The sequence below is a fragment of the Mucilaginibacter aquaedulcis genome (genome assembly GCF_030409325.1).
Classification (GTDB): Bacteria; Bacteroidota; Bacteroidia; order Sphingobacteriales; family Sphingobacteriaceae; genus Mucilaginibacter; species Mucilaginibacter aquaedulcis.
On sequence record NZ_JAUFPR010000002.1, the window covers coordinates 282,324 to 308,519 of the forward strand.

The following is a 26,196-nucleotide window of genomic DNA, read 5'->3' on the forward strand; positions in this document are numbered from 1 at the left end:
CTTAAAGGCGCATTAAATTAAACACATGGCAGCACCCCCGGCAGAACAGTTAAAAAGAGTATTAAAACCTGTTCACTTGTGGGCAATAGCCGTAGGGCTGGTAATATCAGGTGAGTATTTTGGCTGGAACTTGGGCTGGGCCGTATCAGGCACCATCGGCTTTTTGATAGCTACACTTGTAATTACAGTAATGTATATTACGTTCATTTTCAGCTATACGGAGCTCACTACTTCTATTCCGCATGCAGGTGGTGCTTTTGCTTATGCTTATAGAGCTATGGGGCCGTTAGGCGGTTTAATAGCCGGCTATGCAACTTTGATTGATTTTCTTCTGGCATCACCGGCCATAGCTATTTCATTGGGGAGTTATCTTCATTTTTTGTATCCGGCAATTCCGGTTATGCAATCGGCTATGTTATTTAATGTGGCTTTTATCATACTCAATATATCCGGGGTAAAGGAGTCGGCTTCATTTTCCGTGTTTATTACCATACTGGCAGTTGCCGAGCTAATGTTGTACATGGGGATAGTATCGCCTCACTTTAAAATGGATAACTACCTGAGCAACCCGATGCCTTTTGGCTGGGCCGGGGTATTTGCCGCATTACCATTTGCCGTTTGGTTTTATCTGGCTATTGAAGGGGTAGCCATGGTAGCCGAAGAGGTAAAGGAGCCTAAAAAGAACATTCCGAGAGGGTATATATCTGCATTGGTTACGCTTGTAGCCTTGGCTTTAGGGGTAATGATATTAACCGGAGGTATAACCGACTGGCGTAAACTGAGTAACCTTGATTACCCTCTGCCCGAGGCTATAGGCATAGTTTTAGGCAAGGCAAACGGGCTTACCAAAATATTTGCCAGCATCGGCCTGTTTGGCCTGATCGCTTCATTGCATGGCACAATTCTGGCGTCGTCAAGACAAGTGTTTGCCATGGCCCGCAGCGGTTATTTACCCCGTGGACTGGCAGTTATCAATCATCGTTTTAAAACTCCTCATTGGGCGCTTATTGCGGGTGGGATAGTTAGCTTTTTAGCTATTTATAGTGGCACTACAGCACAGATAATTATTCTTTCGGTACTTGGGGCTATTGTTATGTATTTGATGAGTATGGTGAGCCTCTTTATACTTCGTAAAAAAGAACCTTTGCTGGAGCGACCTTTTTCGTCGCCATTTTACCCGGTGTTTCCGGCAACGGCATTAATTATATCAGCTATATGCTTGTTTGCCATTATATGGTTTAATGTTTGGGTAAGCCTGATATTTTTTGGAGGATTGGTTGGCGTAGCATTGATATTTATGTTAATGGGAAAACATAAGATATTATTGACAGATGAAATGATGGCAACACCCAATTGATATGGCCTACAAGCATACCATACGCAGCAAAGTTTATAAGTTTCCTGATCTGAAAACTTTAATGGGCAAAGCTTCGCCATACCGGTCGGGTGATGAACTGGCTGGCGTATGTGCCGCGAGTTATGAAGAACGTGTTGCAGCACAGATCACACTGGCAGATGTTCCTTTAAAGGTATTTTTAAATGAAGCTGTGATTCCCTATGAGCAGGATGAAGTAACCCGGTTAATAATTGATGGTCATGAGGTTGATGACTTTAGTTTAATAAATCATTTAACTGTGGGAGAACTGCGTGATTGGTTACTAAGCGATGAAACAGATACCGAAACTTTAAATCGAATTGCCTGGGGGCTAACACCGGAAATGATTGCTGCAGTATCTAAACTGATGCGCAATCAGGATCTTATAGCAGTTGCCCAAAAATGTAAGGTGATTACCCGTTTCAGGAATACTATCGGGTTATGGGGACACTTCAGTACGCGTTTACAGCCAAACCACCCTACAGATGATCCAAAGGGGGTAGCCGCAAGTATTATAGATGGTTTACTTCATTGCAGCGGAGACGCCGTTATCGGTATAAATCCCGCTACAGACAACCCAGCGGTAGTAAGCAATTTGCTCCGACTGATGGATACGTTGCGTTATCAGTTTGAAATACCTACTCAAACCTGCGTTTTGAGCCATATCACTACTACTTTGCAACTTATTAACGAAGGAGCTCCGGTTGACCTTTGTTTTCAATCTATAGCAGGTACACAACAGGCTAATGCCAGTTTTGGTATCAACCTCAATTTAATTGATGAAGCTTACCAGGCCACCTTATCATTAAACCGGGGAACTATTGGCAATAACGTAATGTACTTTGAAACAGGGCAGGGCAGCGCGTTATCTGCCAATGCCAATTTTGGTGTAGATCAGCAAACCTGCGAGGTTAGAGCGTATGCCATCGCAAGAAAATATAAACCCTTGCTGGTTAATACCGTGGTTGGTTTTATCGGACCTGAATATTTGTATGACGGCAAGCAAATTATCAGGGCCGCGCTTGAAGATCATTTTTGCGGAAAGCTGCTCGGTTTACCCATGGGCGTTGATGTTTGTTATACCAACCATGCTGAAGCTGATCAGGATGATATGGACAATTTGCTGACACTGCTTGGGGTTGCCGGTTGTAATTTTATAATGGGTATACCAGGGGCCGATGATATTATGCTTAATTATCAATCAACCTCGTTTCATGACGCTTTATACCTGCGTAAGGTATTGGGTTTAAAGCCGGCTCCTGAATTTGAACAGTGGCTAATTAAACAGGGAATAACAGACGATAAAGGAAACATGCTGCCGATAAGCCCATCTCATGGATTACTGGATGCCATGGTTAAATGATATGAAAAGGAATATCCCACAGGAAATAGAACCATTAAAGGCCTTGCAGGAGTTTACTTCGGCACGCATTGCTATAGGGAGGGTGGGTAACAGTATTCCTTTGAAGCAATCACTGGAATTTAAACTGGCTCACGCTCACGCCCGGGATGCAGTGTACTCCGAATTGGATATCAATAATTTATCGGATTTACTTAAGCAATTTAACTTAGCTGTTCTGCATCTGCAGAGTATGGTTAGCCATCGAAGGCAATATCTTCAAAGACCAGATCTTGGACGCAAACTCAATAAGGCTTCAATTGATTTGATCAACGATTATGGAGTCGATACAGATATTGCTATTGTGATAGCCGATGGCCTTTCGGCTACCGCAGTGAATGAAAACGCCTACAGGTTATTGCAGGTCTTAATTCCATTATTTACAGCTGCTAATTTCAGTTTAACCCCTCTGAGCCTGGTTGAACAGGGGCGGGTAGCTATTGGGGATGATATTGGTTATGGCTTAAAATCGAAATTATGCCTTGTTCTTATAGGTGAGCGGCCGGGGTTAAGTTCGGCGGATAGTTTGGGTGCATACCTGACATACAACCCTAAACCCGGGCTCACCGATGAAACGCGTAACTGTATATCTAATATACGGCCTGGTGGTCTTAGCTATAATAACGCTGCAAAAAAGATATTTTATCTTGTGAGCGAGGCTTTTAAAAGAAAACTATCAGGAGTGGCTCTTAAAGATAATACAGGTTTACTGGACAGCTAAGGCAAATGCCTTTGCCTTAGCTGTTTGATTACTTTTTGATGTCCCTTTTTTCAATGGTGCCGTTAAACGAAATGGGATCGCGATTGGTGCTGATCACCTGTAAGGATGCAAAACCATCCTGAGAAATATTAAGGGTCATGGTCTGTACATCGCGCCCGTCACTAATGCTTCTGTCGGTTGGTTTGATAGTAACAGTCCAGCCGCCTTTTTTACCCACTTTAGAACTATAGGTAAACTTGGTAGTCGTAAACTTTATACCACCATCTGTGGGGTTGTAAGGTGCCTGATATGCCTGGCCGAAATAAGGCAGATAGGCAGAAACTGTATCTTTAGTTACTGTCATGTCATACTGTGAGTTTAATGACCTACTTATTCCTCTCATTGGGGTTACGTACGAGGCGTTAAACAAGTAATTTTGAGCCTCCACCATACTCTTTATTTCAGCAGCATGCGCCGCTTTTTTATCTTTGCGGGTGTTTTGGGCATTAACTATACCTATGCTCATACAGGTAAGCAGGATTAATGCCAATATTGTTTTTAATGGTTTCATAATTAAGTAATTATATCGGCTTGACTCGGGAATCTTATTCAGGTTTAGTTATATCAAATTTAATTATAATTAAACAAAAAAGCCATCCGTTTTTGCGGATGGCTTTACATTAAATTGCTTTAAAATTATATCAGATTAACACTGCGGTTTACAAACTCGGTAAGTTCAGCACCGGTTAATAATCCTTGTGAAAGCAAGGCCAAGTCAAATGCTTGTTTTGATAACTGGGCTTGTACCTGCTCATCTTCTTCCTGCAATATTCGGGTGATCAGCTTATGATTGCCATTTACAATTACCTTGTAGTTATCAGGCATATTACCGTAGAAACCCATACCGCCGCCCATGGCAGCCATATCTTTCATACGGCGCATAAACTCATCCATGGTAACAGTTACCGGTAATTCATCAGGATTAAGGCTCTCCAATTGAACGTTATAGGCAGATTTGTTAATGGCTTTGTTAAAGATATCTTTTACCTTGGTTGATTGCTCTTCTGTTAAAACAGTTTCAGGAGCATCATCTTTTTTGATCAGCTTATCAGCAACATCAGCATCAACACGCTTTAATGATGTTTTGTCAAGCTTTTGCTCTAACTGGCTGATGAAGTGATTATCGATAGGTGAGTTCATCACCAATACATCATAACCTTTTTTGTTGGCTGATTGGATGAAGGCATCCTGTTTTGATGGATCGTTGGTATAGATATAAACCAGTTGACCATCTTTATCGGTTTGTACAGCTTCAACCTTCTCTTTGTATTCTGGTAAAGTGAAGTTTTCATTTTTAGTATTTGATACCAAAACAAAATCTTTCGCTTTATCATAAAACTTATCTTCGCTCACCATGCCGTATTTAACAAACAGGCCAATGTCTGTCCATTTTTCTTCGTATGCTTTACGGTCGGCTTTAAATAATTCTGCCAATTTATCAGCCACTTTTTTTGTGATGTAGCTGTTGATTTTTTTAACATTGCTATCTGCCTGCAAAAAGCTGCGCGATACGTTAAGCGGAATATCCGGTGAATCGATAACGCCGTGTAACAACATTAAAAATTCAGGAACAATGTCTTTTACCTCGTCGGTAATAAATACCTGGCGGCTGAATAATTTGATCTTGTTCTTTTGGATCTCAAAATCGTTTTTCAGCTTAGGGAAATATAAAACACCGGTTAAGTTGAAAGGATAGTCAACATTCAGGTGTATCCAGAACAATGGGTCTTCGCTGAAAGGGTAAAGTGTTTTATAGAAGTTCAGGTAATCCTCGTCTTTTAATTCAGACGGAGATTTTGTCCAGATTGGGTTGGTTTCGTTGATGATATTATCATGCTGAACCTCAATGTATTTTGGTTTGCCTTCTTCATCAACACCATCTTCTTCCTGCTCGGTTTTTGTGCCGAATTTAATTGGAACCGGTAAAAATTTACAGTATTTGTCTAATATTTCCTGAAGTTTGTACTGGCTCAAAAACTCTTCAGATTCGCTGTTGATATATAGGGTGATCTCTGTACCGCGTTCAGCCAATACACCTTCGCCAATTTCAAACTCGGTGCTGCCATCGCAAACCCAGTATGCAGGTTCGGCACCTTCCTGGTATGATAAGGTTTGGATCTCTACCTTATCGGCAACCATAAAGGCTGAGTAAAAACCTAAACCAAAGCGACCGATAATCTCATTAGCATCTTTAGCTTCTTTGAACTTTTCCATGAACTCGGTAGCACCCGAAAATGCTATCTGGTTGATGTATTTTTTGATCTCTTCGGCGGTCATACCCAAGCCATTGTCAGATATGGTGATGGTTTTCTTAGCCTCGTCAAATGCTACTTCAACACGCAGATCACCAAGTTCGCCGTTGTACTGACCCAAAGAAGCCAGACGTTTAATTTTTTGGGTAGCATCTACCGCGTTTGATACCAGCTCACGCAAAAATATCTCATTATCTGAGTAAAGAAACTTCTTAATTATCGGAAAAATGTTTTCGGTGTGGATCGAAATGCTGCCTTTTTCTTGCATAATATTATTTGTATGATTGATTTAATATGATTTTCAAGCTGTAATCATCAATGCCTGTTCCAAAAGGTGTGATGTTGTCAAATTGGCAGTAGTAAATATTTAAAACAATTCAGATGATGGCGATTGAAGATAGTAGGGTATTAAATGCCCGTGTTAAACTATCCTTTGTTTCTGCATCTGTAATGCTACCATCCGCTGCCATTTTTGAACGGATAAATGGAATCAACAGGTTTGCATCATCAAGGATCTTAGCAGATAAAGCCCCAAGCGTAAGCAAGAGTGAAGGATGAGCGTATTGACCACTTGAGGAAGCAGTAATAAGCGCCACAGGTTTATCAGCCAATGAGCTACTTGAAACCAACCAGTCGAGCATGTTTTTCAATTGTCCCGGTACACCAAAGGCGTATTCAGGTGTACAGATGACTATGGCATCAACATTGGCTAAAAGTTGCCTTAATTTACTTACAGAGTTGGGTGGGGTGTCCGTATCCGATCCCGGGTCAAAAGGCGGAATAAGGGCAAGATCATTATAAATACTATAATCAATATTTTCAGGAATTAAACCCGCCAGATATTTTAAAATATGATGGTTTGAAGAACCAGAACGCAGGCTGCCTGAAATAGCGAGAATATTTTTTGACTTTCGATCTATCATCAGTTCAATATTAAGTTAATTATATGAACTGTAAAATAAATGAAGACCCTTTACCCTCGGTTGATTGTACCTGGATATTTCCTTTATGCAGTAACATGATCTGTTTACACAAGCTTAATCCAATTCCACTGCCCGTTTTACGGGTACTAAAAAATGGGATAAATATTTTATCGAGCAGTTCGGGCGGCATACCCAAACCATTATCGGTTACTTTTACCAGTGTTTTACTATTGTTTTGTATTTCAGCTGATAAGATAAGCCTTGGCTCTTCACGGTCTTTTACTGCCTCAATGGCATTTACCAACAGGTTTATCATTACCTGTTCAATCAGGTTTATATCGGCCTGTATAGCCAGTGTTGGGTCGCGCAGAATGATCTCGAGTTCAATATTCTTTTTCTCAAGTGTTGGGCGCATCAGGCTATTCAGGTTCTCGAACAGATCACGCACCAGAATCTTGTTCAAATCAAGCTTAGTTATCTTATTAAGGCTGCGGTAGCTCTCGGTGAATTTTAGTAAACCCTCACTGCGTCTTTTAATGGTATCGATACCCAGTTCAAGGTCTTCCAGTTCGCTATTTTGTATGCTATTCGCTATTTCCGGGCTTTGAAGGCGGTTCTTGAGCGTATCAGCAAGGGAAGAGATTGGGGCTACCGAATTCATGATCTCATGCGTCATTACATTAAGCAGCTTTTGCCATGCCTTTGATTCGGTTTCATCCAGCGCTTCGCTCACATTCTGAAAAGCAATTAATTTGTAGAGTATATCATCACTGCGCATCACGCTGGCAGTTATTAAAATTTTTACCAACTGTTGATTGCGGGTTACCGTGATGATCTTGCTGTCGCCTGGTTTTACCTTTATCAGCTCGAGGTATAAACTGGGTTCACGTTTTTCGAGTGAGTGTACGGTTTTAAGGTAAGGGATGCCAATGAGATTTTTGAACGCCTCATTGATCCAGCTGATGTTGCCGCTTTCTTCTTCAAAAGAGAGGATGCCGGTATCAACCAGTTCCAATATCTTTTGCAGGTAGTGATATTGGGTTTCACGTTCACGGCTGATAAGTTTAAACGTAGTGTTGATATCATTAAATCCTTTGCGCAGCGGTTTAAGCTCATTTGGAGCGCGGCGCACATCAAAATGCCTCGAAAAATCACGGTAATGAATAGACTCAACAAACTGGTTAACCTCATCCTGCGCCTTTTTCTGAAAACGGATCATTTCAATAACCGCGTAAATTACCAATGGTACAAATATTACCAAATAAAGCGGCTGGCCTTTTACAACAACATACGATGCTGCAGACAGGGCCAGAAACATTAAAAATACGCGCAGCAAAAGCCGCCATTCATATCGGTTAAATATCATATTTGCTTAATCTGCGGTATAGGGCAGTACGGGTTAATCCTAACTCTTTGGCAGCCCGGGTTATATTACCATTATGTTTTTCAATAACTCTCAAGATTGCATTTTTTTCAAGCGTACTTAGTTGTATATTATCTTCGTTTACAGTAGTTTCTGTAGCAGTTTCTAAAATGGAAAATATAAGATCATCCGGTCTTAGAGTATTATCATCGGCCATGATAACCGCCCGCTCAATAGTATACTGTAGCTCGCGAACATTACCCGGATAATTATATGATTTTAACTTTTGCAAAGCTGCTGCATCAAAATCCATTGAAGGTTTAAGGTATTTGGTAGCATATAAACGGGCAAAATGCCTAGCCAATATGGTAATATCTTCATTACGCCTTCGCAATGGAGGCATATTGATCTCTACAGTGTTGATACGGTATATCAAATCCTTACGAAAGCGATTTTCATTCGCCAGCTCGTGCATAGGTACATTTGTTGCACAAATAAGCCTGATATCTATGTCAACAGCTTTGTTGGTGCCCAAACGGGTTACTTGCCGGTTTTGGAGCACAGTGAGCAGTTTGGCTTGTTGCTGTAAGGTAATGTTACCTATCTCATCTAAAAAGAGGGTGCCGCCATGGGCATCTTCAAAGCGGCCCGTACGGTCTTCACGGGCATCGGTAAATGCTCCTTTTTTATGACCAAACAATTCACTTTCAAATAAAGTATCGGTAAGGGCACCAACATCTACCTTAATAAATGGTTTATCGGCCCGTAATGAACGCTCGTGAATGGCCTTGGCCATAAGATCTTTACCGGTTCCGTTTTCACCCATAAGCAAAATATTGGCATCGGTAGGGGCAATTTTATTCACCTTATAAAAAATGTCCTGCATCACTTCCGATTCGCCCAATATAGAGGTATCACCGGCTGTGCTTTTTACTGCGGTTTTGGTGATTTTTATACCTTCCTTTTTATCTAAAAGCTCTTTTATGGTAGCAATTAGCTTTTCATTATGCCATGGTTTTACTATAAAGTCATTAGCGCCTTCTTTTAATGAGCGTACAGCAAGGTCAATATCACCGTAAGCGGTTATCATGATCACGCATACATTGGGTTTCCAGGCCTTTACCTTGCTTAGCCAGTATAACCCTTCGTTGCCTGTATTGATGGCGCTGTTAAAGTTCATATCAAGCAAAACAAGATCAACCTCATTACGCTGTAGCAGCCAGTTTAAATTCTCCGGATTCTTTTCGGTTATCACTTCCTGCGCTTCTGTTTTTAATAACAGCTTAACCGCGGTTAGCACATCCGGATCATCGTCAACAATTAAAATGGTAGCTTTTTTAAGTATCATTTGATGCAATTAGTTTTATGGTTTTTAACAGATTCGTAGTTGGTTTTCGCCGGTACATGAGCCATGGCTTGCTGTTTTGGACATCCGCAATATACTACGAACTATGAATTATTTGTTTGTGCAAATTAATAATTGAATGCTTAAATTTCATACCAGTTATATATAATAGAAGTATTAAACTGTAAATCAATTATGAACGGATAGACCTGATTTAATTCACTGTATCATTACCGAACACTTGCTGTAACAGAAGCGAACGCTTTAATCGCTTATTTTATGTTTAATATACTGAAATACAGTTATTTAATTTGTGGCATATCTTTTTGTAACTACTATTCAAATTATAATAAACTACAGTGGACAGAAAAATTGAAAAAAAGACCTGGAACAGTAAGCGGATATTAACAATTGCGGGCATAACAGGCATTATTTTATTAGTTGGCGGCAGTATTTATTTAACATCAGGTAAAAGCAAGCTTGATGTAGATACCGAACGCATAACCATAAGTACTATTACCAAAGGCCCTTTTCAGGAGTTTATTCCGGTAAATGGCGTAGTTATGCCGCTTACTACAATTTATCTGGATGCTACCGAAGGTGGTGTTGTTGAGGAAAAGTATGTTGAAGATGGCGCTAATTTGAAAAAGGGTGATCCAATTTTAAAGCTTTCCAATACTGATCTGGAACTGAGCCTGGCCAACCAGGAAACTGCTGTATATGCCGAGCAAACTCAAATGCAGATTTCGCATAACAACGCTCAGCAAAATACCATTACCAAGCTAAACACTATGGCCGATGTTGAAAATACCTATAAAGAAGCAGAACGGGTATATAAATTAGATAAACATCTTTTTGATCAGAAAGCTATTGGCTTACAGGAATATCAGTCGGCCAAAAACATGTATGATTACCAGGTTAACCGTTACAGGCTGGCCAAACAAATATTAACACAAGATACTGCGCTGGTTAAGCAACAGGCCTCACAGTCGCAAGAGCAATATGCGCATATGAAAACCACATTGGAGTTGATGCGTAAAAAGGTAGCAAGCTTAACTTTAAGAGCACCAATTGACGGACAATTAACATCAATGGATGCTGAGGTGGGTCAGAATAAAAAACAAGGCGAACATTTGGGACAGATAGATGTTCAATCGGGCTTTAAGGCAAGGGTTGATATTGACGAACATTACCTGTCGCGCATATATACTGGTTTAAAAGGTGATTTTCAGTTTGCTGATAAAACTTATAATCTGGTGATAAAAAAGGTATTTACACAGGTAACTGCAGGCAGGTTCCAGGTTGATATGCAATTTGTAGGTGCAGTACCAAAGGGTATCAGAAAAGGACAAACTCTGCAGGTTAGGTTGGCACTGAGCGAAGAAAGGACCGCAGTATTGGTACCTAAAGGTGGTTTTTACCAGCAAACAGGCGGTAACTGGATATTTAAAGTAAGTGAGGATGGTTCTAAGGCTTATAAAGTTAACATTCAACTCGGAATGCAAAGCCCTGATTATTATGTAGTAAATGATGGCCTTAAACCGGGTGATAAAGTTATTACATCGAGCTATGAAACTTATGGCGATATTCAGGAACTGGTATTGAAAAAATAAAATGGCTATGCTCTGCAACGGAAAGCGGCCCTAAAACATCTTATATAAAACTAATTAACAAACTGTATAAATCAAGTCACTAAGCCACACGGCAATGACGATTCAGGAGGCACCAATGATAAAAATTACTAATCTCGAAAAATTCTACCGTACGGAAGAGGTAGAGACCATAGCTTTAAATAAGCTATCAATTGAAATCGCGACAGGCGAGTTTGTGGCCATCATGGGCCCATCTGGCTGCGGTAAATCAACCCTGCTTAATATTTTGGGTATGCTTGATGACCCTGATGCCGGGAGCTATGTATTTAACGATATTGAAGTGGCGCATTTCACAGAGCGTAAGCGTGCCGATCTTCGTAAACACAACATTGGTTTCGTGTTTCAAAGCTTTAACCTTATTGATGAGCTAACCGTGTTTGAAAATGTGGAACTGCCATTAATATACACTGGTGTAGCAGCATCAGAAAGAGTAAAAAGAGTAGAAGAGGTGCTTGACAAAATGCAGATCATGCACCGCCGTAATCACTACCCACAGCAGTTATCAGGTGGTCAGCAACAGCGTGTGGCTATTGCCAGGGCCGTTGTTAACAAACCCAAACTGATACTGGCGGATGAGCCAACTGGTAACCTTGACAGCAGCAACGGTAACGATGTAATGGAACTACTTACCGATTTGAACGAACAAGGTACCACCATTATCATGGTTACTCACTCTGAACATGATGCCCGTTACAGCCACCGCATTATACGCTTGCTTGACGGCCAGAGTGTGATGGAGAATATTATGGTTTAAAAGAGGAATCATCTCCTCAAAAAAGATAGTTTATATAAGTTAGTGAGTGCCTCGCTTTCCCCTCCCTTCAAAAGGAAGGGAAGGCTTGAGTTTTTTCTTTTTGGTAACCTGAACAACCTTTTTTACCTAAACCCTTCACTAAAAAATATGCTTATGCCAACATGTTTTGAAAACACGTAAACGATATTATAACTGGCAGTTACATATTAAGCTTTAATAAAATGATAAAGAATTATATAAAGACAGCCTTCAGGAGCCTGCTTAAAAACAAGGGGTTCACAGTTATAAATATACTTGGCCTTGCTTTGGGGCTTGCTACCTGTTTATTAATTGTGTTATATGTTGTTGATGAATTAAGTTACGATAGATATAATACCAAAGCCGCCAGGATATACCGCGTTAACGAAGATCTTAAACTTGGCGACAATAGCGTGAAATACGCAGTGTGTATGCCCCCTTTAGCAAAAACACTTAAGACCGAATATCCCTTTGTGGAAAATGCCGTAAGACTAAAAAATGCAGGCACATCTCACATTAAAAAAGGAAACTTTAATATATCCGAAAACAGGATAGCCTTTGCCGATCCTGCTTTATTTGATGTATTTACACTGCCAATGATCAATGGCAACCCATCCTCTGCTTTGGCTGAGCCCAATAGCGTTGTAATAACCGAAACTACAGCTCAAAAATATTTTAACAGTACTAATGCTGTTGGCAAAACCTTATTATTTAATGATAATACACTGTGTAAAGTAACCGGTGTAATAAAAGATATACCTAAGCAGTCCCATTTTAATTTTGATTTTTTTATTTCGATGTCTTCATTCGCTGACAGTCGCTCAAATGAATGGCTGCGGAGCGATTATAATACTTATGTTTTATTAAAAGATGCTTCGGATGCCAAAAAGCTGGAAGCTGGTTTTCCTGATCTTCTGAAAAAATATAGCGGCGCGCAAATGCAAGCTGAGCTTAATATGAGTATCGAGGCTTTTGAAAAAAGCGGCAGCTACTTCAGAATGAATTTAATTCCGTTAACAGACATTCACCTGCATGGAAGCCTAAGCGGCGAATTGGGGCCAAATACTACAACACAATACATTTATATATTTTCGGCCATAGGTATTTTTATACTTTTAATTGCCTGTGTAAATTTCATGAACCTTTCTACCGCGCGTTCATCAAACCGGGCACGTGAGGTTGGTGTGCGCAAGGTTTTGGGTTCACCTCGTAAATACCTTATAGCACAATTTTTAACAGAATCAACTTTGTTAACTTTTTTTGCCACCCTTATAGCGTTTGTAGCAGCCATACTTTTATTGCCTTTATTTAATCAACTATCGGGTAAAGAAATATTGATTACCGCTCGGTCTTTAGCTTGGATATTACCGGTGTTATTATTTATTGTATTATTTATTGGCGCACTTTCAGGCTCATATCCAGCTTTTTACTTATCATCGTTTCAGCCGGTTGATGTATTAAAAGGGAAATTAGTCGCCGGTTTTAAAGGCGGAAGACTTAGGAGTTTCTTAGTAGTCTTTCAATTCTCAATCTCAATTATCCTTATTGTAGGTACACTGGTTGTTTATAACCAGCTTAACTATATCCAAACAAAAAATTTAGGTTATAACCGTAACCAGGTGCTTATTGTGCAAAACGTATTTGAGCTTAATAAACAAGCTAAAATATTTAAGCAGGAAATGAAGGAAATTCCGGGAGTTATCAATGCTACCATGACGGGTTTCCTGCCTACATCGCACTGGAGCAATACCGCTATTTACTACAGGGATGCCTCGCTTGACCAGAAAAGGTCGATGTTTCCGCAAAGCTGGGAAATTGATGAAGACTATGTAAATACACTGAGTATGCAAATGACTGCAGGTCGCAGTTTTTCCAGAGATATGCAAACGGATTCTACAGGTATTGTAATCAATGAAGCTGCCGCGAAATTCCTGGGTTTTAAAGAACCGTTGAATAAAACAATATACAGAAGCCTCGGCGGTAAAAATACAATTGATAATGTAAGAAAATACCATATTGTAGGTGTAGTAAAAGACTTTAATTTCAATTCGTTAAGACAAGCAGTAGAACCTGTGGTGATGACCCTGGCTGAAAACAATGGAGCATTAAGCATCAGGGTTAATACTACAAACCTGCCGGCCCTGTTATCACAAATAAAAGATAAATGGAGAAACATAGCACCCAATGTGCAGATCAACTACTCGTTCATGGATCAGGAGTTTGATGCCTCCTATCGTAGCGAACAACTCACTGGTAAAGTTGCAGTAGTACTTACCTCACTCGCTATCTTAATTGCTTGCTTAGGTTTGTTTGGTTTAGCCGCCTATGCTGCCGAGCAGCGCACCAAAGAGATAGGTATACGTAAAGTGTTGGGCGCAAGTGTATCTGCTATTGCAGGCATGCTATCTAAAGATTTTATCAAACTGGTATTCATAGCCATTTTAATATCTGCACCAGCAGCCTGGTATTTAATGAATAAATGGCTGCAGGGCTTTGCCTACCGTATCAGTATTCAGTGGTGGATTTTGGTATTAGCTGGAGTTGCTGCATTATTTATAGCGGTTATTACTGTAAGTTTTCAATCAATTAAGGCGGCAATAGCCAATCCGGTTGATAGCTTGAAAAATGAATAGCTGATTATTCACGGATTGTGCGGTGGGTTTAGGGTTTAGAGTTTAGGGTTTAGAGTTTCCAAAACATATGATAAGGAATTATTTCAAAATAGCATGGCGAAGCCTGATTAATAATAAGCTATACTCGGCTATTAATATAGGCGGATTGGGCATAGGTATGGCGGTGAGTTTTATGCTACTGATATATGTTTATAATGAGTTTACTTTTGATGCCTTTCATCAAAATAAGGATAGGATATACAAGGTTATGCGTAACCAGCCTGCAAATGGCGATATAAACACAGGTGATGCCACGCCTGTACAGGCAGCAGGGGCTTTGCTTAAAGATTATCCTGAGGTTGAAGCTGCCGCGCGTACCAACGAGGGGTATGATCAATTGCTAAACTATAATAACAAGCCGCTCAAGTTTAATTTGATGTCGGCTGATCCATCTTTCCTGAATATTTTTACGCTTGATTTTGTAAAGGGCGATAAAGCGGAAGCCTTTAAAGATCCCTCGTCTGTTATCATGACCGAGTCGACTGTCAAGGCACTATTCGGCGATAAAAATCCAATAGGTCAAACCGTAAAATTAAATGGGTCGCAGTTAGTGAAGGTAACTGCTGTTATTAAAGATCTGCCTCAAAACTCAACCTTTAAATTCAAGGCGCTAATCCCATGGAGCTTGTACGAAACAATGCAGCCCTGGGTAAAAGAATCAAGCTGGGGAAACTACAGTTTTCTGACCTATGCCATGCTAAAACCAGGAGTAAATGTTACGACATTTAACCATAAAATAAAGGGCCTTATTGCTCATAATGATCCTTTTAATAAAGAAAATGAGTTGTTTTTATATCTATTTAAAGATTATCATCTGCATAGCGAATTTAAAAATGGTGTTAATACCGGTGGTAGTATTGAATATGTAAGGCTGTTTCTTTTTCTCGCTATTGGTATTTTATTTATTGCCTGTATCAATTTTATGAACCTATCTACCGCCCGATCAGAGCGCCGTTCTCGTGAGGTAGGTATCCGTAAGGTTGTAGGAGCAAGACGTATAGCCATCATCCAGCAGTTTTTAGGGGAGTCAGTACTTACGGCGATTCTGGCCTTTCTGGTTGCTGTAGTTACAATGACGCTTTTGCTACCTTATTTTAATGAGGTTATTAAAAAGCAATTAGTTATACCTTTTCATACTTATTGGGCCTGGATGGCAGCCATTGGTGTAACACTGATCACAGGATTGCTGGCAGGCAGCTACCCTGCGCTGTTTTTATCATCATTTAAACCGGTAAAGGTTTTGAAAGGAAATAACAGCGGAGGCAAAAAAACATTGCATTCCAGACAGATACTTGTGATTGTACAGTTTGTATTTGCAACCTGTTTAATACTGTCGAGCATACTTATTTATAAACAGATCAGCTACATTAAAAACCGGCCTGTTGGTTATGCCCAAAACGGTTTGCTGGAGTTTAATATAGAAGGGAGTATGTATAAGGAATTCGAAAACTTCAGGCGGGATGTTATTAACTCAGGTGCTGTTGTTGATGCTGCCGCTACCTCATTAAGTATTGCTAATGCGGGTAGCAGCAGCTGGGGTATAAAATGGCCCGGGCAATTACCCGGCGAAGATAAAATTCCAATTGATCAGATAGTTGTATCTTATCACTTTATACCAACTTATGGTTTAACTCTTTTGCAAGGGCGCGATTTTTCGCAAGAAAGGCCATCTGATACGCTTTCCCTGATGCTGAACGAGGCCGCCGTTAAAATGATGCGATTGAAAGCGCCCCTGGGCCAAATAGTAAAATGGCAGGGAAAGAGTTGTACAGTAATAGGTGTTGTTAAAAATTTTGTTTGGGCGTCGCCTTACGAACCTGTAAAGCCTGTAATTATAGGGTTTGACAAAGGTTGGGCAGGGCAGATAGGTTTGCGGCTCAATCCAAAGGCTGCGGTTTCAAAAAGCTTGGCCAGCATAGAGGCCATCTATAAAAAATACAATCCTGAATATCCCTTCCAGTACAAGTTTGTTGATGAAAACTTCAATGGTAAATTTCAAACAGAACGATTGCTCGGAACCTTGTCAAGTGCATTCACCTTATTGGCCATTGTTATATCATGCTTGGGTTTATTCGGGCTGGCGTCTTTCTCGGCCGAGCAGCGTAAAAAAGAAATAAGCATCAGGAAGGTATTGGGTGCAAGCATCAGCAGCCTATGGTTTAATTTATCAAAAGAGTTTTTACAATTGGTGATCATATCGTTCGTGATAGGAGCGGCCATCAGCTGGTATTACATGAATCGCTGGCTGGCACAATATACTTATAGAACGGATGTAAGTATATGGGTATTTGTGGCAACTATGGGTATAAGCATTGTAGTATGTTTAATAACCGTAAGCTGGCAAGCTATAAGAGCGGCGTTAAACAATCCAGTTAAAAGCTTGAAGAATGAGTAGTGAGTTTGAGTATGGAGTAGGGAGTAGGGAGTAGTTAAAAAATGCCCAATAAGTTAAGTTTTAGGATTTAGCTTTTAGAATTTAAAATTTAAAAAAATATGATCAGGAATTATTTAAAAACCGCATGGCGTAATATAGTTGGTAACAAGTTTTACGCTGCCATAAATGTTGCGGGCTTAACTTTTGGCCTGGTTATAGGTTTGTTTATGCTGCTGTGGGTACAGGACGAGTTGAGTTTTGATACCTTCAATAAAAAAGGTCCGGAAATATATCGCATTGGTATTATTGGCGGTACCGATGTAAGTAAGCAAATTTTCACCAGCATTATTGCGCCGGTGGTACCTGCTGCCAAAAATGAACTGCCTGAGGTTATAGATGGGGTACGCATTTTGAATGTTGGCAGTGCGCCTTTTAAATACAAAGAGAAAAATTTTATTGAAGAGCACGCCGCATTTGCTGATCCGTCATATTTTACGGTTTTTGATTTTCCATTGGTGAATGGCGATAAAATGAAGCCTTTTCAGGATAATAACTCGGTGGTAATTACCCAAACTATGTCCAAAAAATATTTTGGGAATGAAGACCCCATAGGTAAAATGGTGATACTGGGTTTAAACGAAAGCTTGAAAGTTACCGGTGTAATGAAAGATTATCCTGCTAACTCCAGTATAAAATTTGATTTTCTGCTGCCCATCAGCAGGTATAACCAGCTGGCTTATTTAAATAGAAATGTAAACTATGATGGTAAAACCCGTGTTTTATCAATGGATGCCGATTGGGTTAACTTTAGCTTTGAAACCTATTTAAGGGTTAAGCCTAACACCGATGTAGAACAGCTTACCAAAAAATTACGCAGCATACATGAGCGTAATCGGCCCGAAGATGCACCGGTACCATACCTGGCACAACCGCTGTATCAAATGCATTTGTATAAGGCAGACGGTAGCAATGGTGGTATAGAAACCGTTCGCACTTTTGCTATTGTTGCCATACTTATATTGGTAATAGCATGTATAAACTATGTAAACCTATCTACCGCGAGGTCTATGCTTAGGGCAAAAGAGGTAAGCATGCGTAAAATTATAGGCGCGGGTAAATTACAGCTCTTTATGCAGTTTATGATCGAAACCACGCTGCTGTTTACTATTGCCACTGTATTGGCAATTGCTTTAATGTATGCTTTGATGCCGATCTATAATAATTTTTCGGGTAAGCAATTACAGGTTTCGGCAGGCAATTACCAGGTATGGACTTATATTGTGATAACATTGGTGGGTACATTGGCTGCTTCAAGTATATACCCGGCGGTGTTATTATCATCGTTTGAACCATTAAAAGCGTTAAAAGGAAAAGTGGCCGCTGGTATTGGCAACGTTGCATTCAGAAAAGTATTAGTTGTTGTGCAATTCACGGTATCCATCGTTTTAATTATTGGTACCATAATCATAGGCAGGCAGCTTAACTATATCCAGAAAAAGGATTTAGGGTATGATAAAGAAAACGTGTTTTCCCTTAATATGAGGGATATTAAACAACATTATGACGCATTCAAAAATGATCTGCTAAAACAACCCGGTATAATATCCATAACCAGGGCAGGCGGTGATATTGTAAACAATAATGGCTGGACAGGCGATAATGACTGGGATGGAAAACCAGCTAAATCAAACCTGTTGTTTCACCCTATTGCCGCTGATAAGGATTTCATGGCTTTCTTCAAGCTAAAAATGAAAGAAGGCTCCGTTTTTACTGGAGCAGTAGCCGATACTACTCACTTTATTTTAAATGAAGCGGCCGTTGATGCCATGGGATTAAAAAATCCAATAGGTAAAAACATCAGGATACAAAAAATGAGGGGTACGATAACCGGTGTTGTAAAAAACTTTCATTACGCATCTATGCGGAAAAAGATAGAGCCCGCTGTTATATATTATCGCCCTGAGGATTGTTATAAAGTATACATTAAAACAACCGGTACCGATGCTCCAAAAGCCATTGCAGCTGTACAAAAGAGCTGGAAACAATATAATAATGATACTCCATTTTCCTACACGTTTTTGGATGACAGTTTTAATCAACTTTACAAAACAGAACAAAGAACCGGAGCATTATTTAATGTGTTTTCTGTTATAGCTATTGTTATTTCATGCTTGGGACTGTTTGGTTTAGCCACCTATTCGGCACAAGTAAAAACCAGGGAAATAGGTATCAGAAAGGTACTTGGTTCAAGCGTTACAGGCATTATCAGACTGTTGGCTACAGAATTTGTGCTCCTTATTGTGATAGCTATTTTTATAGCAACACCTGTTGCCTGGTATGCCATGGATAAATGGCTGCAGGATTATGCGTACAAGACCAGTATTTCCATTTGGATCTTCCTGCTTGCCGGTGGTAGTGCAACATTCTTGGCACTTGCCACAATCAGCGTACAATCGCTCAAGGCAGCTTTAGCAAATCCGGTTAAAAGTTTAAGAAGTGAATAAGTGGTGAGTGGTGAGTGGTGAGTGGTGAGTGGTGAGTGAAAAAACACCTTGCACTTTAGAATTTAGTTTTTAGTATTTCTTTTTAGAGTTTAGTTTTTAGGGAATAGAATTTTTATAATTATGCTAAAGAATTATTTAAAAATAGCCTGGAGAAACCTGATCAAACACAAAGTTTTTTCATTTATAAATATTTGCGGGCTTGCCATTGGTGTAGCTACTTTCTGGTTAATTATCCTGTATGTTGCAAGTGAATGGAGCTATGACCGCTATAATGAAAAAGCCGATTGCATATTTCGTGTAGTACAGCATGGTAACTGGAATGGAGGTAAATTCAACATAGCTGTAACATCGGCACCGTTTGCTCCGGCCCTGAAAAATGATTACTCTGAAGTTGAGGAAGCTATTCGTATCGATGCCGAAGGTGGGGGTAAAATAACATACGGTGATAAACAAATTAATGAGGGGGGTATGGCTTTTACAGATAATGCCATATTTAATGTATTTAGTTATCACTTTTTATACGGTGATCCACATATCGCTTTATTAAAACCGCAATCTGTAGTATTAACCAAAACGCTCGCCGAAAGATTGTTCGGAGATGCTGCTAATGCTTTAGGTAAAACTATACAGATAGAAACCAGTCCAACAACTATTACAGGTGTAATTGATGATATGCCTGCAAATTCGCATTTTAACTTTACAGCTCTGCGCTCATTGCCTGCCAACTATACAGACAAGTGGGGCAATTCGGGCATATACACCTATGTTCTCCTGAAAAACCATGATGATTATAAAAAGATAGAGGCAAGTTCTGACGTGTTTTTTAATAAATATTTAAAAGGCGATCAGGGCCCGATGCGTTACAAGATGGAGCTGCAGCCGCTTACCTCTATCCATCTTAAATCAAATTTAGATTATGAGATAGGCTCAAACGGTAATATTACATACGTGTATGTATTTACCGCGGTTGCCTTGTTGATACTTGCTATTGCGGTTATCAATTACGTGAATTTAACTACCGCACGCTCATCTGTGCGGATTAAGGAGGTTGGTGTGCGTAAGGTTATCGGTTCCAGTAAAAAACAACTGATGCTGATGTTTTTTGCCGAATCTGTTTTGCTTACTATGATAGCTACATTGCTGGCAAGCGTATTAATTGAATTTGCTTTACCATATTTCAACCAGTTGTCGGGCAAAAGCTTAATACTGCTTCAGTTTGGGTTTACAAAAACAGTTTTAGCATTCTTTATTTTTTCTATTGCTACCGGTATTTTAAGCGGTTTATACCCAGCAATGTTACTATCAGGCTTCAGAACCATTGCTGCCATGAAAGGACAAACCGGGAGTCTGACTTCTACTGTAATGTTCCGGAAATCGCTTGTTGTTTTTCAATTTATCATTACCATTGTAATGATAGCTGGTTCGTGTATCATATATCAGCAATTACATTATGTAATGAACAAAGACCTGGGTTTCAATAAAGCGCAAGTACTTACCTTTCACATAAGTGACAAAACGACAAGAACCAAGATAGCAGCAATAAAAAGCCAGTTATTGCAAAATCCAAAGGTTGAAAGCGTAGGTATAGCGGGTAACCCAATAGGTAATAACAATATAGGGTCGGGAGATTTTAACCTTGGCCCGGATGGAAAGATCAATCCGGAATCAAAAATAGTGGAGAACCTGGTGATTGACGAGGATTTTATTCCTACAATGCAGATTCGGATGGCACGTGGGCGTAATTTTTCGCAAACAATGCCCACCGATAAGAAAGAATCGATCATCGTGAACGAAACTCTGGTGAATGAGTTAGGATGGAAAGATCCTGTTGGCAAAATGGTACGTACGGGTGTCGATGCACAGGGGAACGTCATTACCAAGAAAATAATTGGTGTGGTGAAGGATTTTAATACCTATTCATTACAACATAAAGTTGCGCCCATGGTACTGGAAATGCCTGCATCTGCAAATGATGAGGATAATTTATATGTTAGGATAGGTAAAAATAAGATTCAGGCAACGCTTAACTATATCAGCAATATATATAACCGTTTTGATATTGAAAACAAAGCCGAATTTCATTTCCTTGATCAAAATTTTGCCAACCAATATCAATCAGAACAAAAACAGGGGAGCATACTGTTCATATTTACCCTAATGGCTATTTGCATTGCCTGCCTGGGTTTATTTGGTTTGGTAACATTTACTGCCGAGCAGCGGATCAAAGAAATAGGGATCAGAAAAGTTTTAGGTGCAAGTGTAACCAATATTGTTACGCTGTTGTCAAAGGATTTAATGAAACTGGTATTGATAGCCACTATCATTGCATCGCCACTGGCCTGGTACGGTATGAGTAAGTGGCTGCAAAGCTTCGCTTATCGTATAGATATACAATGGTGGGTATTTGCTGTTGCAGGTGTAGTGGCCATATTGATAGCCTTTATTACAGTAAGCACACAATCGGTAAAAGCGGCGACGGCAAATCCCGCTAAGAGCTTAAAGAGTGAATAAGCGGATAAGTTGCTAAAGTAATAAGTGGTTAGGTTTCATTATTTAAAACCTAAAAATCATGTTTAAAAACTACCTGAAAATCGCTATTCGCGGTCTCCGGAAAAATACCGGTTTTACCGCCATTAATATTTTAGGCTTATCTGTTGGTTTGGCCACCTGCTTGTTGATCGTCTTTTATGTGGCAGACGAGTTGAGCTATGACCGCTTCAATGAAAAGGCTGATAGAATAATGAGGGTGAACCTGGCCATAAAGTTTGGTGGTAATAATACTGTTTATGCCCAAACAATGGCTCCATTGGCCCAGGTTTTAAATACCGAATTTCCTGATGTTGAAAAAGCCATCAGGCTAAAAGGACGTGGAGGGGTGCATGTAAAAAAGGATAATGAGAACATTCAGGAGGATATGGTAGTTTATAGCGACCCTGCTTTGTTTGATGTTTTCACATTACCCATGATTGATGGCAACTCCGCAAGCGCGCTGACAGAACCCAATAGCGTGGTGATCACAGAAACTACCGCTAAAAAATATTTTAACAAGGTTAATGTAGTAGGGCAAACCCTGATATTGAATGATCATGAAAACTATAAAGTAACGGGTGTAATAAAGGATATTCCTAAACAATCGCACTTTAAGTATGATTTTTTTCTCTCCATGTCAAGCCTGCAGGAAAGCAAAGAAACTACCTGGCTAAGCAATAATTTTAATACCTATATTTTACTCAGGCCGGGAGCCGATTACCGAAAGTTGAATGCCCAGTTTCCCGCAATGATGCGCAAACACATTGATGCGGAAATGCAGAGCGTGATTCACCTAAGTATGGATGAATTTGAAAAGGCAGGGAACTATTTCAAAATGAGTTTAACACTGCTAAAAGAAATTCACCTATACTCGAATAATGTTGGCGAATTAGGACGCAATGGCAGCATCCTTTATGTTTATATATTTTTGGCCATAGCCATATTTATTCTGTTGATAGCCTGTGTCAATTTCATGAATCTATCAACAGCCCGTTCATCAAACCGGGCACGTGAGGTTGGTGTACGTAAGGTTTTGGGTTCGCCCCGTAAATCATTAATAGCGCAATTCTTAACAGAATCTGTACTGATAACATTTGCTTCTACGCTTATTGCTGTTGCCTTAGCATGGCTTATGCTGCCATTATTTAATCAGATAGCCAGTAAAGAGCTGGCTATAACAGCACAGTCTTTCATGTGGTTATTACCTGCAATGATTTCAGTTGCGGTTGTTATAGGTTGTTTAGCAGGGTTTTATCCGGCGTTTTTCTTGTCGGCCTTTCAACCTGTTGATGTATTAAAAGGTAAGCTTTCAACCGGATTTAAAGGAGGCCGGCTTCGCAGCTTCCTGGTAGTTTTTCAGTTTTCCATATCCATAGTCCTTATTATTGGTACATTGGTTATTTACAACCAGCTAAATTATATTCAAAGCAAAAATTTGGGTTATAACCGTAATCAGGTACTTATTGTAAAAAATACCAATGCACTTGGTAACCAGGCCAAGATATTTAAACAAGAAGTTAAGCAAATTTTAGGTGTGCAGGATGCTACCTTGACCGGTTTTCTGCCAACAGCCGATTACAGAAGCTCAAGCGCCACATTTCAAGACCCAACACTTGATCAAAAACGGGCAATTTTACCCCAGGTATGGGCTATAGATGAAGACTATTTAAACACCCTGGATATCAAGGTTGTAAATGGACGAAATTTCTCAACCCAATTTCAAACAGATTCATCAGCCGTCATTATTAATGAAACAGCTGCAAGGTTATTAGGGCAAAAATCTCCATTAAATAAACCGCTTTACCGTATTATGGATAATGCAGGTAAAGTTATTAAACGATATAATATTGTAGGTGTAATTAAAGATTTTCATTTCAGTTCTTTACGTGATAATATATCGCCGGTTACTCTATACTTAGAGGATAATTATGATGCGCTGAGTATAAAGATCAACACCAAAAATATACCTGTTTTATTGCAGCAGATAAAGAATAAATGGAATGCTCTGGTGCCTAATCAGCATTTTGCATATTCGTTTATGGATCAGGATTTTGAGGCTACGTATCGTTCTGAGCAACGCATCGGTAAAATATTCATGATATTCACTTCACTGGCCATAGCTATTGCCTGCTTAGGATTGTTTGGCCTGGCAGCTTATGCGGCCGAACAACGCACTAAAGAAATAGGCATACGTAAAGTGTTAGGAGCTAATGTTGCCGGGATTGTTACCATGCTATCAAAGGATTTTATTAAGCTTGTTTTAATAGCCATACTAATTTCATCGCCGCTTGCGTGGTTCTTTATGCATAAATGGCTACAGGGCTTCGCATACCGCGTAAACTTTCAATGGTGGATAATAGCATTGGCCGCAGTTGGGGCAATTTTAATTGCCTTTGTAACAATTAGCTTTCAATCCATAAAGTCGGCGCTTGCTAACCCGGTTAAAAGTTTGAAAACCGAATAGGGGTTAATGGAGGCTGACTTGTATAAACTTTAAAAGAACCCAGATGAGGGAATATCATCAATTTATTTTTATCTCCGTGCAACTTAACGGCATCAGCATCGGTCTTGTAAATACACTAAACGTACATATCATGAAAAATTACTTATTACTATTATTTGTAGCCTGCCAAAGTTATACGGCATTAGCGCAAGATAACGGGCAAGAGCCTTATATGACAAAGCCAATATCTGGCATAAAGGAGGTTTTTGTAAAAACTTCGGGCGGTAGTATCTCCGTTAGTGGAGCCAGCGGACAAACCTCAAGAGTTGAGGTTTATATAAGTGGCAATAACGGCAATGGGCAGTTATCGAAAGAGGAGATAAAAAAGCGTTTGGAAAATTATGATCTGGATGTATCAGTTACTGGCGGCGAACTGCATGCCACAGCCAAAAACAAAACCAGCGGTTTTTTTAATTGGAAGAATTCACTGAGTATCTCGTTCAAAGTTTTTGTTTCTAAACAAGTTGCCACCAGCCTTAATACCAGCGGTGGAAGTATACATTTAGATAACCTAAACGGCAAACAGGAATTTAACACCAGCGGCGGAAGTTTACATGTTGATCAGGTAACCGGCGTAATACGTGGTAGAACCTCTGGCGGAAGTATAAATGTAAGTAATTCCGGGCAGGACATTGATATGCAAACAAGTGGTGGTAGTATTTCGGCAACTAATTGCCAGGGTACTATAAAGCTTGGTACAAGTGGCGGATCATTGCGGTTAGAAGGATTAAAGGGTAATATCAATGCAACAACAAGTGGTGGTAGTATTCATGGTAATGGCATTGGAGGCGAATTAATAACCGGTACCTCGGGCGGAAGTATTAACTTATCTAAACTATCTTGCGCGCTTGAGGCTTCAACCAGTGGCGGTAGTTTTCATGTTCAATTTGATAACGTAGGTAAATATGTTAAAATCAATGCTAATGGAGGTGGAGCTGATCTGGATCTGCCGGCAAAACAAGGTATTGACCTTGATATTAGGGGAGATAGGGTAAATACCAATATTGCAGAAAACTTTAACGGAACCAAAGAGAAAGAGAAAGTACAAGGAAAACTAAACGGTGGAGGCCCGTTGGTTGAGGTAAGGGTTAATGGCAGGATTTCCTTGAATTTGAACTAAACCAAAGATTAATAATTATAATAAGATGGCCCGTCAATTAATTTTGACGGGCCATTTATGTTTCAAAATTGTATCGTTACCGAACACCCAGTGTTACGTCTGCGAACAGTACTTGTTGTTGATTTTGATTTATATTATTGATTATTAGTAATTTATGTAATTGGTACTGTTTTAAACCGAATGTTTACCAGAATTGAAATCGGTTAATACGATTGAAAGTTTAATACGTATAATTTAGATTATTGATCATGATAAAGAATTATTTACGCAGCGCCATACGAAATATTACCAGGCATAAATTTATTTCGTTCATCAACATATTTGGTTTAACAATAGGTTTAACCTGTTGTATGCTTATCCTGCTTTATATTGTAAATGAACTAAGTTATGATAGGTTTAATACCAATGCCAAAGATATTTACAGGGTAACCCGAAGTTTTAATACCGCCGATGGTGTTCAAACCCTGCATTTGGGAGCGGTTGCACCACCATTTGGCCCTCTCCTAAAAAATGAGTTTCCGGATATAAAAAAGGTAACGCGCATTTACCCAACCGGCAATATAGTGATGCGCTATAAAGAAAAACTGCTAACAGAGCAGAATACTTATTTTGCTGATGAAAATTTCTTTGATTTTTTAGCATCAAAACAATAA

Annotated in this window: 17 protein-coding genes; 12 read left to right on the forward strand and 5 right to left on the reverse strand. The window is 39.7% G+C overall.

Going from position 1 to position 26,196, the window contains the following annotated elements:
• Window positions 1-25: 25 nt before the first annotated feature.
• The 3 genes from eat to eutC are packed head-to-tail and all read left to right on the forward strand — an operon-like array spanning window position 26 to window position 3,495.
• A complete protein-coding gene (gene eat, locus QWZ01_RS05815) occupies window positions 26-1,357 on the forward strand; it encodes an ethanolamine permease (protein ID WP_290322337.1) in 1,332 nt (443 codons plus the stop codon).
• Between the two features lies 1 nt (window position 1,358).
• Window positions 1,359-2,738 carry an ethanolamine ammonia-lyase subunit EutB gene (locus tag QWZ01_RS05820; RefSeq protein WP_290322338.1) on the forward strand — a complete coding sequence of 460 codons (1,380 nt, stop codon included), beginning with the start codon at window positions 1,359-1,361 and terminating at the stop codon, window positions 2,736-2,738.
• A 1-nt stretch (window position 2,739) separates the two neighbouring features.
• On the forward strand, window positions 2,740-3,495 hold the full coding sequence (gene eutC, locus QWZ01_RS05825) for an ethanolamine ammonia-lyase subunit EutC (protein ID WP_290322339.1): 756 nt from the start codon (window positions 2,740-2,742) through the stop codon (window positions 3,493-3,495).
• A 28-nt stretch (window positions 3,496-3,523) separates the two neighbouring features.
• Here the strand turns inward: eutC and QWZ01_RS05830 are convergent, their stop codons facing one another.
• From QWZ01_RS05830 to QWZ01_RS05850, 5 genes are all read right to left on the reverse strand, one after another.
• Window positions 3,524-4,045: a DUF4251 domain-containing protein gene (locus QWZ01_RS05830; protein WP_290322340.1), complete on the reverse strand. Its 522-nt coding sequence runs from the start codon at window positions 4,043-4,045 to the stop codon at window positions 3,524-3,526.
• 125 nt (window positions 4,046-4,170) lie between these two features.
• Window positions 4,171-6,054: a molecular chaperone HtpG gene (gene htpG / locus QWZ01_RS05835; RefSeq protein ID WP_290322342.1), complete on the reverse strand. Its 1,884-nt coding sequence runs from the start codon at window positions 6,052-6,054 to the stop codon at window positions 4,171-4,173.
• Between the two features lie 109 nt (window positions 6,055-6,163).
• On the reverse strand, window positions 6,164-6,709 hold the full coding sequence (locus QWZ01_RS05840) for an NADPH-dependent FMN reductase (protein ID WP_290322343.1): 546 nt from the start codon (window positions 6,707-6,709) through the stop codon (window positions 6,164-6,166).
• A 19-nt stretch (window positions 6,710-6,728) separates the two neighbouring features.
• Complete coding sequence (locus tag QWZ01_RS05845; RefSeq protein ID WP_290322344.1) at window positions 6,729-8,075, reverse strand: sensor histidine kinase; 1,347 nt, start codon at window positions 8,073-8,075, stop codon at window positions 6,729-6,731.
• Entirely contained in the window at window positions 8,065-9,420 is a 1,356-nt protein-coding gene (locus QWZ01_RS05850; RefSeq protein ID WP_290322345.1) for a sigma-54-dependent transcriptional regulator, read from the reverse strand. The genes QWZ01_RS05845 and QWZ01_RS05850 overlap by 11 nt, the downstream gene beginning before the upstream one ends.
• 356 nt (window positions 9,421-9,776) lie before the next feature.
• Here QWZ01_RS05850 and QWZ01_RS05855 point away from each other — a divergent pair, with 356 nt between their 5' ends.
• The 9 genes from QWZ01_RS05855 (at window position 9,777) to QWZ01_RS05895 (ending at window position 26,196) form a co-directional block, all read left to right on the forward strand.
• Window positions 9,777-11,030 (forward strand): efflux RND transporter periplasmic adaptor subunit, encoded by a 1,254-nt coding sequence (locus tag QWZ01_RS05855; protein WP_290322346.1) that lies wholly within the window; start codon window positions 9,777-9,779, stop codon window positions 11,028-11,030.
• A gap of 115 nt (window positions 11,031-11,145) precedes the next feature.
• The gene (locus QWZ01_RS05860) at window positions 11,146-11,823 is read left to right on the forward strand and encodes an ABC transporter ATP-binding protein (RefSeq protein WP_183559290.1); all 678 of its coding nucleotides are present in this window, start codon (window positions 11,146-11,148) and stop codon (window positions 11,821-11,823) included.
• Between the two features lie 221 nt (window positions 11,824-12,044).
• Window positions 12,045-14,474 carry an ABC transporter permease gene (locus QWZ01_RS05865; protein WP_290322347.1) on the forward strand — a complete coding sequence of 810 codons (2,430 nt, stop codon included), beginning with the start codon at window positions 12,045-12,047 and terminating at the stop codon, window positions 14,472-14,474.
• 67 nt (window positions 14,475-14,541) lie between these two features.
• Window positions 14,542-16,908, forward strand: a complete 2,367-nt coding sequence (locus tag QWZ01_RS05870; protein WP_290322348.1) for an ABC transporter permease — start codon at window positions 14,542-14,544, stop codon at window positions 16,906-16,908.
• A 98-nt stretch (window positions 16,909-17,006) separates the two neighbouring features.
• On the forward strand, window positions 17,007-19,391 hold the full coding sequence (locus QWZ01_RS05875; protein ID WP_290322350.1) for an ABC transporter permease: 2,385 nt from the start codon (window positions 17,007-17,009) through the stop codon (window positions 19,389-19,391).
• A gap of 120 nt (window positions 19,392-19,511) precedes the next feature.
• Window positions 19,512-21,902 carry an ABC transporter permease gene (locus QWZ01_RS05880; RefSeq protein WP_290322351.1) on the forward strand — a complete coding sequence of 797 codons (2,391 nt, stop codon included), beginning with the start codon at window positions 19,512-19,514 and terminating at the stop codon, window positions 21,900-21,902.
• A 58-nt stretch (window positions 21,903-21,960) separates the two neighbouring features.
• Entirely contained in the window at window positions 21,961-24,384 is a 2,424-nt protein-coding gene (locus QWZ01_RS05885) for an ABC transporter permease (RefSeq protein ID WP_290322352.1), read from the forward strand.
• 130 nt (window positions 24,385-24,514) lie between these two features.
• A complete protein-coding gene (locus QWZ01_RS05890) occupies window positions 24,515-25,543 on the forward strand; it encodes a DUF4097 family beta strand repeat-containing protein (RefSeq protein WP_290322353.1) in 1,029 nt (342 codons plus the stop codon).
• 248 nt (window positions 25,544-25,791) lie between these two features.
• Window positions 25,792-26,196: an ABC transporter permease gene (locus tag QWZ01_RS05895; RefSeq protein ID WP_290322354.1), complete on the forward strand. Its 405-nt coding sequence runs from the start codon at window positions 25,792-25,794 to the stop codon at window positions 26,194-26,196.

Excerpts from the sequence above, each read along its gene's own strand:
- QWZ01_RS05830 (WP_290322340.1), bottom strand. The coding sequence starts at position 4,045 with ATGAAACCATTAAAAACAATATTGGCATTAATCCTGCTTACCTGTATG.
- QWZ01_RS05860 (WP_183559290.1), top strand. The coding sequence starts at position 11,146 with ATGATAAAAATTACTAATCTCGAAAAATTCTACCGTACGGAAGAGGTA.
- htpG (WP_290322342.1), bottom strand. The coding sequence starts at position 6,054 with ATGCAAGAAAAAGGCAGCATTTCGATCCACACCGAAAACATTTTTCCG.
- QWZ01_RS05895 (WP_290322354.1), top strand. The coding sequence starts at position 25,792 with ATGATAAAGAATTATTTACGCAGCGCCATACGAAATATTACCAGGCAT.
- QWZ01_RS05875 (WP_290322350.1), top strand. The coding sequence starts at position 17,007 with ATGATCAGGAATTATTTAAAAACCGCATGGCGTAATATAGTTGGTAAC.
- QWZ01_RS05840 (WP_290322343.1), bottom strand. The coding sequence starts at position 6,709 with ATGATAGATCGAAAGTCAAAAAATATTCTCGCTATTTCAGGCAGCCTG.
- QWZ01_RS05885 (WP_290322352.1), top strand. The coding sequence starts at position 21,961 with ATGTTTAAAAACTACCTGAAAATCGCTATTCGCGGTCTCCGGAAAAAT.
- QWZ01_RS05880 (WP_290322351.1), top strand. The coding sequence starts at position 19,512 with ATGCTAAAGAATTATTTAAAAATAGCCTGGAGAAACCTGATCAAACAC.
- QWZ01_RS05865 (WP_290322347.1), top strand. The coding sequence starts at position 12,045 with ATGATAAAGAATTATATAAAGACAGCCTTCAGGAGCCTGCTTAAAAAC.
- QWZ01_RS05820 (WP_290322338.1), top strand. The coding sequence starts at position 1,359 with ATGGCCTACAAGCATACCATACGCAGCAAAGTTTATAAGTTTCCTGAT.
- eat (WP_290322337.1), top strand. The coding sequence starts at position 26 with ATGGCAGCACCCCCGGCAGAACAGTTAAAAAGAGTATTAAAACCTGTT.
- eutC (WP_290322339.1), top strand. The coding sequence starts at position 2,740 with ATGAAAAGGAATATCCCACAGGAAATAGAACCATTAAAGGCCTTGCAG.
- QWZ01_RS05850 (WP_290322345.1), bottom strand. The coding sequence starts at position 9,420 with ATGATACTTAAAAAAGCTACCATTTTAATTGTTGACGATGATCCGGAT.
- QWZ01_RS05845 (WP_290322344.1), bottom strand. The coding sequence starts at position 8,075 with ATGATATTTAACCGATATGAATGGCGGCTTTTGCTGCGCGTATTTTTA.
- QWZ01_RS05870 (WP_290322348.1), top strand. The coding sequence starts at position 14,542 with ATGATAAGGAATTATTTCAAAATAGCATGGCGAAGCCTGATTAATAAT.
- QWZ01_RS05890 (WP_290322353.1), top strand. The coding sequence starts at position 24,515 with ATGAAAAATTACTTATTACTATTATTTGTAGCCTGCCAAAGTTATACG.